At 50.8% G+C, this 10,293-nt stretch carries 6 protein-coding genes; all 6 read left to right on the plus strand.

Annotated elements, in window-relative coordinates; translation table 11 throughout:
* The first annotated feature begins 178 nt into the window (after positions 1-178).
* Positions 179-3,244 (plus strand): leucine-rich repeat protein, encoded by a 3,066-nt coding sequence (locus HMPREF9473_RS12755; RefSeq protein ID WP_006780532.1) that lies wholly within the window; start codon positions 179-181, stop codon positions 3,242-3,244.
* 12 nt (positions 3,245-3,256) lie between these two features.
* Positions 3,257-5,980 (plus strand): leucine-rich repeat protein, encoded by a 2,724-nt coding sequence (locus tag HMPREF9473_RS12760; protein WP_006780533.1) that lies wholly within the window; start codon positions 3,257-3,259, stop codon positions 5,978-5,980.
* A 264-nt stretch (positions 5,981-6,244) separates the two neighbouring features.
* Complete coding sequence (locus HMPREF9473_RS12765) at positions 6,245-8,110, plus strand: TIGR03960 family B12-binding radical SAM protein (RefSeq protein WP_006780534.1); 1,866 nt, start codon at positions 6,245-6,247, stop codon at positions 8,108-8,110.
* Positions 8,094-8,804 carry a TIGR03936 family radical SAM-associated protein gene (locus tag HMPREF9473_RS12770; protein WP_006780535.1) on the plus strand — a complete coding sequence of 237 codons (711 nt, stop codon included), beginning with the start codon at positions 8,094-8,096 and terminating at the stop codon, positions 8,802-8,804. The genes HMPREF9473_RS12765 and HMPREF9473_RS12770 overlap by 17 nt, the downstream gene beginning before the upstream one ends.
* Positions 8,797-9,996, plus strand: coding sequence for a ribonuclease E/G (locus HMPREF9473_RS12775; RefSeq protein ID WP_006780536.1), 1,200 nt, complete (start codon positions 8,797-8,799; stop codon positions 9,994-9,996). Before HMPREF9473_RS12770 ends, HMPREF9473_RS12775 begins: the two co-directional genes overlap by 8 nt.
* Position 9,997: 1 nt before the next feature.
* Positions 9,998-10,293: NAD-binding protein (locus HMPREF9473_RS12780; protein WP_006780537.1), on the plus strand; the 296-nt coding region annotated here is incomplete at its 3' end.

A 10,293-nucleotide genomic window follows, 5' to 3' on the forward strand; every position in this document is an offset into this window, starting at 1 on the left:
CCTCAACTACCGAAGGACGGCATTGTATATGGGCGTCAGCTTGCTTACACGCTGTATCTGCTGTACCAGGAATTATATTGTCAGTATGTGGATGGCGGGGTTCCTGTTCCTGAGAAGGAGAGAACGGCGGTAATAAAGGAATATCGAAAACCACATTACAAAAAGGAGGAATAATGCCATGAAACGAAACCACAAACGGGCGATTTCCGCAATGTTAATTGTATTACTGATTAGTACCCAGCCCGCTGTGATGGCATGGGCAGACAGTGTGGCGCCGACAGACCACTTCTTGGAGGATGACGGGAATACGGGAACGAAGACCGGATATGCCACGCCTGCGGATGCGGACCAGAAGGATGAGGATGCTTTCAAGCCTGACAGCACGCCAAAGGGCGATGAAATGCCTTCCCATGAAATACACTCCAAGGAAAACCTGACAGATGGAAAACAGCCTGAAAACGAAATCTCTGAAAAAACGGTACTTCAATGGGAGTTCGTGGATGATGATTATCTGGACGGAGGCGAACTGTCCCTGATTGGCGTAAGCCCGGAGAACAGGGCGGATTTCGACACGGTTATCTCCATGCTGCCGGAACAGGTGAGAGTGGAGATTGAGGAGACTGGTGAAGTGACTCTTCCCATAATCGACTGGAGCTGTCAGGAGTATCAGAAGGACGAGGATGGGGAGTGGCCGTTTACCGGTGAATATGAGTTTATCGCAGAGCTGCCGGAAGGTTATGTCTGTGAGCCCCCCATATCCGTGCTGGTGACACTTGGCGGGGCTATGGTAAATACCATCAATGACAGATTTACTGTAGATGGACTGAAATATAAGGAGCTGGGTCCCGACACGGTTCAACTCATGGGATATGATGGAGTAACGCCAGTTGGGACACTGGTTATCCCGGACAAAGTGCGAAAGCCTTCCAATGGCAGGGAATACCAGGTAGCCAGCATTGGGCACAATGCATTTCCGAATTGTTCCGGTCTGACGGGAGATTTAGTGATTCCGGATACGGTGACCGAGATTGGAGACAGCGCTTTTAGAGGATGCCATTTTACAGGAGAACTGACCCTCTCGGATTCATTGGTTACAATAGGGGAAGACGCATTCTATGAATGTGGATTTACAGGCCAGCTGGTCCTGCCGCAAACACTTACTCGCATTGGGGATTATGCATTTGAAAACACTACATTTTCCGGACAGTTGATTTTGCCGGAGAACTTGAACTATATTGGTACGGCTGCATTTTACCTCTGTAACTTTACGGGAGACTTGATTATACCGGACGGAGTGACCATTATCGATTATGGTGCATTTTATGGTAACAGCTTTACGGGGACACTGACTCTGCCAAAAAAATTAAAGGGAATAAGCAGCGAGAGTTTTTGTAGGTCAGGATTTACGGGTGAATTGAACATCCCGGATACCGTTACCGATATCGGCGAGTCTGCTTTTGCTGGGTGCGGATTTACCGGTGAGTTGATTTTGCCAGATGGATTAACAAATATTGGCCCCTATGCATTTATGGACTGCAGTAAACTTACGGGCAGGTTGAGTATCCCGGATGAAATTACCAGCATTGGGGATGATGCGTTCGATAACACTGGTTTCGACGGTTTTGACACCGCGAAACAGGAGATAGCCGACCTGCTTTATGCTTCAGGTGTTGACATGAACAAAATCAAGGTTGGAAATCAGTCCTACCAGCCGGCGTTTTCACCCCAGAAATTCACTGAAGGGGGTATGGAGTATCAAGTGATTGGAAGTGACACGGTGGCGTTAACCGGCTATAACGGAAACTCTGATACGGATATTTCTATTCCAGACAAAGTTACGAACCGATTATCAGGAACGACGTATTTCGTAACCCACATTGGTTCTGAAGCGTTCTATAACAAGGCGATAACAGGTTCGCTTCATCTCCCAAATACACTGGTAAGCATCGGAGATAGCGCATTTTATAAGAATCGTTTTACCGGTGATTTAACCATCCCTGCGAATGTGTCGCATATGGGGTCCGGAGCTTTTGAGTTTGCAGGTTTTACTGGAGATTTGACCATAGAAGGGAAGCTGACAAAATTAGAAGACTACGAATTTTTCGAATGTGGCTTCACCGGTGCCTTGTCTCTTCCGGATACGTTGACATATATCGGGGTTGCTGTGTTCAGGGATTGCGGTTTTACTGGAAGTTTGCAGCTTCCGGCAGGAATAACTTACATCGATGCTTCCAGCTTTTTTAATTGCAACAGTTTTACCGGTACACTTCAGCTTCCGGCGGGGGTAAATTACATTGGAGATTACGGTTTTTTTAACTGCAGCGGCTTTACCGGCGTACTAAAACTTCCAAAACCGATAACTGAAATTGGTGAACTGGCATTTTTCGGCTGTGACGGTCTGGATTCGGCTCATCTTGGCCCGAATGTGCAAAAGCTGGGCGCAGAGGCGTTTCCGGAATCACTGCCTCTGTCTACTGACACTCCCAGGGTTCAGCTTCTTATCAATACTTATTTGAATCAGGATGTCATAGCCGACACCTCCTGGGATGGAATGGAGGATGTACCGGATGGGGCTGTCGCCACGGTAAAACAGGACACGACAGTCACCGGAGACAGGCGGATTGGCACGGAGGCGGTTATCACGGTTCCGAGCGGGGTTATTCTGACGGTGGATGGAAACCTGGTAGTGGATGGAACGATATTTGTGGATGGCACTCTAATTATCAATGGCTCTCTTTCCGGCTCCGGCACCTTAATCATCGGAGCAAACGGCAGAGTAGTGGGCGATACTTCCGGTATCCATGTCGTGTTTTTAAACCGTGGTTCGTCGGGAAATAATAGCGGCAGCAGTTCCACAGTGAATCCCAACCTCCTCATTGGAACCTGGGAGCGGACGGAAGATGGTATCTGGAAATTCCGCCAGGCAAGAGGCACCTACGCGGCAAACCGCTGGGGGATAGTCGACGGCCTGTGGTACTATTTTGACAAGGATGGCCGGATGCTCACTGGCTGGCAGTTTATCAACAACCAGTGGTATTATCTGTGCCGGGAAGAAGATATTAAAACCAAGACCGGCTTAAAAGAAGGAGCAATGGCGACAGGCTGGCATTTTGACCCCGTATACCAGGCATGGTTTTACCTGGATACAAGCGGCGCCATGGCAGTCGGACAGAAGATGATTGACGGGAAACAATACTATTTTAACCCGGAACCAGATGGAACAAGAGGCGCGTTGCAGCAATAGGAGGATATCCAAATGCAGAAGAAAACAACAAATCAAATTATTTCCATAGTATTCATTGTTTTTCTGATGAGTACCCAGCCCGCTGTGATGGCATGGGCAGACAGCGTGGCGCCGGCAGACCTCTTCTTGGAGGATGACGGGAATACGGGGAAGAAGACCGGATATGCCACGCCTACGGATGCGGACCAGAAGGATGAGGATGTTCTTGAGCCTGATGACATGTCGAAGGACAAAATTTTTGAGAAGGTAGTGGTTCAATGGGAGTTTGTGGATGATGACAACTTAAGCGGAGGCGAACTGTCTCTGATTGGCGTGAGCCCGGAGAACCGGGCGGATTTCGACACGGTTGTCTCCATGCTGCCGGAACAGGTGAGAGCGGAGATTGAGATGGCGGGTGAAGTGACGCTTCCCATAACTGACTGGAGTTGTCCGAAGTATCAGAAGGACGAGGATGGGGAGTGGCCGTTTACCGGTGAATATGAGTTTATCGCAGAGCTGCCGGAAGGTTATGTCTGCGAGCCGCCCATATCCGTCCTGGTGACATTGGGCGGAGCCATGGTCAATACCATCAATGACAGATTTACCGTGGACGGTCTGAACTATAAGGAGCTGGGGCCAGACACGGTTCAGCTCATCGGGTATGATGGAGCAAAGCCGACCGGGACACTGGTTATCCCGGATCATGTGCGTAAGCCTTCCAATGGCAGAGAGTACCAGATAGTCAGCATTGGGAGCGAGGCATTCCTGGGCTGTTCCGGTCTGACGGGAGAACTGCAGATTCCGGATGCGGTGACAAGCATTGGGAATTTCGCATTTTTTAACACCAGCTTTACAGGAACGCTTATCTTACCGGACCAGCTGGTGCTCATTGGAAACAGTGTATTTAGCAATTGTTCTTTTACAGGTGATTTGACGATACCGGAGGGAGTGGCTTCCATTGGCTCCCGTGCATTTTATAATGCTGGCTTTACGTGGAAGCTGACTCTGCCAGAAGGATTGACGAAAATAGAAAGCGGGACATTTACAAATTGTGGATTTACTGGAGAGTTAAAGATACCTGATACAGTTACGTTTATTGATAAACAAGCTTTTGAAAATTGCGGTTTTACCGGTCAATTGCTGTTCCCCGATGGGGTGACTGGGATTTCTGACCGTGCATTTTACGGATGCGGCAGCTTTACGGGCAGACTAAGTCTCTCGGATAAGGTATCTGTCATTGGGAACGATGCGTTTTATGGAACTAATTTTGAGGGGTTTGACACGACAGCTCTTTTAACAGCTAACCTCCTTTATGATTCAGGTATTCCAGAGAATATGATTCAGCTTGTCAATTCCCCTTATCAATATAAAGGTGTCAAATTTCTCGACGGTAATATGGAATATTATGACTTGACTAATTCCAAATGTCGGCTTACCTCTTATTATGGAAACATAAGGGATGATATTTCAATTCCTGCTCTAGCTAAAAATCCATTAGAGTCTCGGTTTCTGGTATCGGAAATTGGCTCCAATGTGTTCAAAGGCAAGAATATTACAGGCACACTCCAACTTTCTTCTGGACTGGAATCCATTGAAGATGGGGCTTTTTCCGGAAACTCTTTTGCTGGCAATCTCACCATTCCGGAGAGCGTATCTCATATTGGAAGTGCCGCTTTCGAGCATGCAGGTTTTACTGGCACCCTCACGCTTCCAAACACGTTAACTTCCATAGAGGAACAAACATTTTACGGCTGTGGTTTTAAAAGTCTGGACCTTCCTGAAGGACTAACCTCCATAGGCACCGCCAGTTTTGGCCACTGCACTAGTGTTAGCGGCGTGCTTTATCTTCCGGAATCGGTAACTGAAATCGGTGATTCTGCATTTTACGGCTGCGACAGCCTGGAGGCAGTACATCTTGGGCGTAATGTGAAAAAGCTGGGAAGGAAGGCGTTTCCTGAGTCGACGCCGCTCTACACCGACTCTCCCCAGGTCCAGCTTCTCATCAATACCTACCTGAACCGGAATACCATAGCTGACACTTCCTGGAATGGGGGAGAGGATGTACCGGACGGGGCGATCGCTTCCTTAAAGCAGGATGTGGTGGTTACCGGTGATAAGCGAATCGGCACGGAGGCGGTCATCACGGTTCCGGACGGAAGGAACCTGACGGTAGATGGAAATCTGACACTGGATGGAACGCTGGTGATTCATGGTTCGATTTCCGGCACCGGCACCATCTATGTCGGAAAGAATGGCAAAATAACAGGCGATACCTCCGGCGTCCATGTGGTGTATCCAAGCCTCCCGCCAGGAGGGGATAATGACAATAATAATAGCAGTTCTAACAGCAGTGGCAGCAGCAGCTCCGCAGTCAATCCCAACCTCCTCATTGGGACCTGGGAGCGGACGGAGGACGGAATCTGGAAATTCCGCCAGGCAAGAGGTACCTACGCAGCGAACCGCTGGGGGATAGTTGATGGCCTGTGGTACTATTTTGACAAGGAAGGCCGGATGCTCACCGGCTGGCAGTTTATCAACAACCAGTGGTATTATCTGTGCCGGGAAGAAGATATTAAAACCAAGACCGGCTTAAAAGAAGGAGCGATGGCGACAGGCTGGCATTTTGACCCCGTATACCAGGCATGGTTTTACCTGGATACAAGCGGCGCCATGGCAGTCGGACAGAAGATGATTGACGGGAAACAATACTATTTCAACCCGGAATCTGACGGAACAAGAGGCGCGCTGCAGCCATAGGTCTGTGGCCTGGCACCTGCAGGCAGCTGAAAGAACCAACAGAACCAATTGAGTAACAAACCGATAGCCGGCAAACCGTGAGTGACGATTCACAGGTTTACCGGCTATCGGTTATTCCCCCGTCCGTCCTATATCTCCATCACCTGTGAATGATGGAGAGTTCTGCCGAATAGTGTTGCTTAATATTGTGAAATGCCTTATAATTATGGATTGTGGTACACAAATAAAAATACAGTGCATCCAGCACAATTATAAGGAAAAAACATGAGAAAATTAGCATTACCTGATGAAATACTATTGAGCATTCAACAGCCCGCCCGCTATATCGGCGGCGAGGTAAATACGGTGAATAAGGACCTCTCCCAGGTGGAGATACGATTCGCCATGTGTTTCCCTGACGTGTACGAGATTGGCATGTCCCATCTGGGCATCCAGATTCTCTACGACATGTTTAACCGCAGGGAGGATATCTGGTGCGAGCGGGTGTATTCTCCGTGGACGGACTTGGATAAAATCATGCGGGAGGAGAAGATTCCACTGTTTGCGCTGGAATCCCAGGACCCGGTTAAGGACTTTGATTTTCTGGGCATTACCCTGCAGTATGAGATGAGTTACACCAACATTTTGCAGATTCTGGACTTAAGCCAGATTCCGCTTCACGCTTCCGGGCGCTCGGAGTCGGACCCCATCGTCATCGGCGGCGGTCCCTGCGCCTACAATCCGGAGCCACTGGCGGAGTTCTTTGACATCTTCTACATCGGCGAGGGGGAGACCTCCTACTATGAACTGATGGACCGGTATAAGGAAAACAAGAAACAGGGCGGCAGCAGACTGTCGTTCCTGGAGATGGCGGCGGAGATTCCCGGCATCTATGTTCCGGCCTTCTATGATGTGACCTACAAGGAGGACGGCACCATCGAAAGCTTCCTCCCCAACAATCCCCACGCCAAACCTGTCATCGAGAAGGTAGTGGTGAAGGAGATGGACACGGTCTATTACATCGAAAAGCCAATCGTCCCGTTTATCAAGGTGACCCAGGACCGGGTGGTGCTGGAGATTCAGCGTGGCTGTATCCGGGGCTGCCGGTTCTGTCAGGCTGGAAATGTATACCGGCCCCTGCGGGAACACGGCCTGGATTACTTGAAGGACTATGCCTATAAAATGTTAAAGAGCACGGGACACGAGGAGATTTCCTTAAGTTCCTTAAGCTCCAGCGATTATACCCAGCTGGAGGGACTGGTCAACTTCCTGATTGATGAATTCAAGGGAAAGGGCGTCAACATTTCCCTGCCATCCCTGCGGATTGACGCCTTTTCTCTGGATGTCATGAGCAAGGTTCAGGATGTGAAGAAGAGCAGTCTCACCTTTGCGCCGGAGGCCGGCTCCCAGAGACTGCGGGATGTAATCAACAAGGGCCTGACGGAGGAAGTGATTTTACAGGGGGCCGCCGAGGCGTTTAAGGGCGGTTGGAACCGGGTGAAACTCTACTTTATGCTTGGACTTCCCACGGAGACGGTGGAGGACATGGAGGGCATCGCCCTGCTGTCGGAGAAGGTGGCCGAGGAGTACTACGAGATTCCCAAGGACCAGCGAAACGGCCGGGTTCAGGTGGTGGCCAGCTCCTCCTTCTTTGTTCCCAAGCCATTTACCCCCTTCCAGTGGGCCAGAATGTGCACCAAGGAGGAATTTCTGGAGCGGGCCTACATTGTGAAGGACAAGTTCCGGGAGATGAAGAACTTTAAGAGTTTGAAATACAACTACCACGAGGCGGATTTGACCGTGCTGGAGGGCGTGCTGGCCAGAGGCGACCGGCGGACCGGGGCGTTGATTGAGGAGACCTACCGCCAGGGAGCGCTGTTTGAGTCCTGGTCGGAGAATTTCAATAACCAGCTGTGGATGGACGCCTTTGAGACCTGCGGCATTGACCCGGATTTTTACACGGTGCGGGAGCGGAGTCTGGACGAGATCTTCCCCTGGGACTTCATCGACGCGGGCGTGACGAAGGAATTTTTAAAGAGAGAGTGGCTGCAGGCCATCGACGAGAAGGTGACGCCAAACTGCCGTCAGCGCTGCTCGGCCTGCGGAGCCAGAAAATATGAGGGAGGTGTCTGCTATGAAGGTAAGAATTAAGTTTACCAAGCATGGGGCCATGAAGTTTATCGGACACCTGGATATCATGCGCTACTTCCAGAAGGCCATGCGCCGGGCGGATGTGGATATCAAATACAGCGAGGGCTTCAGCCCCCACCAGGTCATGTCCTTTGCGGCGCCTCTCGGCGTCGGACTGACCAGCAACGGGGAGTATATGGACATCGAAGTCAACTCCATGAAGGATTCCAAAACCATGGTGCATCAGTTAAATGAAGTGATGGTGGAAGGAATTGAAGTGTTAAGCTGCCGCCGGCTGGAAGACACGGCGAAGAACGCCATGTCCATGGTGGCGGCCGCCGACTATACCGTGAGATTCCGGGACAGAGCCAGACCGGACGATATGGATGCCTTTTTTGAGGAGCTGATATCATTTTATGGACGGGAATCCATCGTCATCACGAAGAAAACCAAGCGGGGAGAGCGGGAAGTGGATTTAAAACCGCTCATCTATGACCTTCACCGGGAGGGTGATGCCATCTTCCTGCAGCTGTCCACCGGAAGTTCTGACAACATCAAGCCGGAGCTGGTGCTGGAAGCATTTTACAGCGGGAAGGGGCAGACGTTTTCAGAACTGGATATTCAGATTCAGCGGGAGGAGGTCTACGGCAATACCGGGGATGAGGAACACCGGGTGCTGACGCCGCTGGAGGATTTTGGAGAGGACATTGAATAAATTTATTATCACCAGATGGGAAGGGCGGGTGCTGACGGCCCTTATCAACGAGGAGGGCGTCTTCCAGCTGGGGCTGGAGGATGACGGGGAGAAGTCCCTGCTCAACAACATCTATATAGGAAAAGTGAAAAATGTGGTGAAAAATATCGGAGCCGCCTTTGTGGAGCTGGGAAACGGCCAGATGGCCTATTACAGCCTGACGGAAAACACCCGCCACCACTACACGAAGCCCCACGGAAACGGGCCGCTTCACGCCGGGGATGAGATTATCGTCCAGGTGTCCAAGGATGCCGTCAAGACCAAAGACCCGGTAATCAGCAGTAACTTAAATTTCACTGGCCGGTACTCGGTGCTGACGGCGGGCAAGGACGTGCTTGGCTTCTCCGCCAAAATCGCGGACCAGGAATGGAAGCAGGAGATGAAAGCACGGATAGCCCCGGAGCTGGAGGATGGCTGCGGCATTATCGTGCGCACCAATGCCTACGGGGCGGACGCTGGGGAGATACTGGCGGAAATCCGGGAACTGAAGACCTGTTATAAGACCGTCATGGCGGCGGGAACCTACCGGACCTGTTACAGCCTTCTCTACGAGGCGGCACCGTCCTATGTGGGAAGTCTGAGGGACGCCAGAAACGGCAGCATTGACGAGATTATCACCGATGACGACGAGATTTGCCAGACACTTAGCGTTTATCTGGGGAAGGAACAGCCGGAGGATTTGGGGAAATTGACGCTCTATCAGGACAGTATGGTCTCCCTCCTAAAGCTGTACAGCCTGGAAAAGGCTCTGGAGGAGGCGTCCGGCAGACGGGTGTGGCTGAAATCCGGAGGTTATCTGGTGATTGAGCCAACGGAAGCATTGACGGTGGTGGATGTGAACACCGGCAAATATACGGGAAAGAAAAATCCCCGGGAAACAATACTCAAAATCAATCTGGAAGCGGCCAGAGAGACGGCCAGGCAGATGCGGCTTCGCAATTTATCCGGCATTATCATCATCGATTTTATCGATATGACGGAGGAGGAAGATCGGAAACTGCTGATGGACAGCCTGACCCAGTGGTGCCAGAAGGATCCGGTGAAGACCACCGTGGTGGATATCACCAAATTAAATCTTGTAGAAGTAACCCGCAAGAAACAGCGCAGACCGCTGCATGAAATTATGGGGGATAACAAAAGGAGATTAATGTGAGATGAAGATTATCATCGTAGGCTGCGGGAAAGTCGGCTCTTCCCTGGCAGAACAGCTGTATATGGAAGGACATGAGATTACGCTGATTGACAGGGACGCCGATGTGCTTGGCGCCATCACCAACAGCATTGACGTGATGGGCATGGTGGGCAACGGAGCCGTTTACAAGGTACAGATGGAGGCCGGAATTGAGGACACGGATCTGCTGATTGCCACCACCAATTCCGACGAGCTCAACATGCTGTGCTGTCTGATCGCCAAGAAGGCGGGTAACTGCCAGACGATCGCCAGAATCCG

This window comes from Hungatella hathewayi WAL-18680, from assembly GCF_000235505.1.
GTDB lineage: Bacteria > Bacillota > Clostridia > Lachnospirales > Lachnospiraceae > Hungatella_A > Hungatella_A hathewayi_A.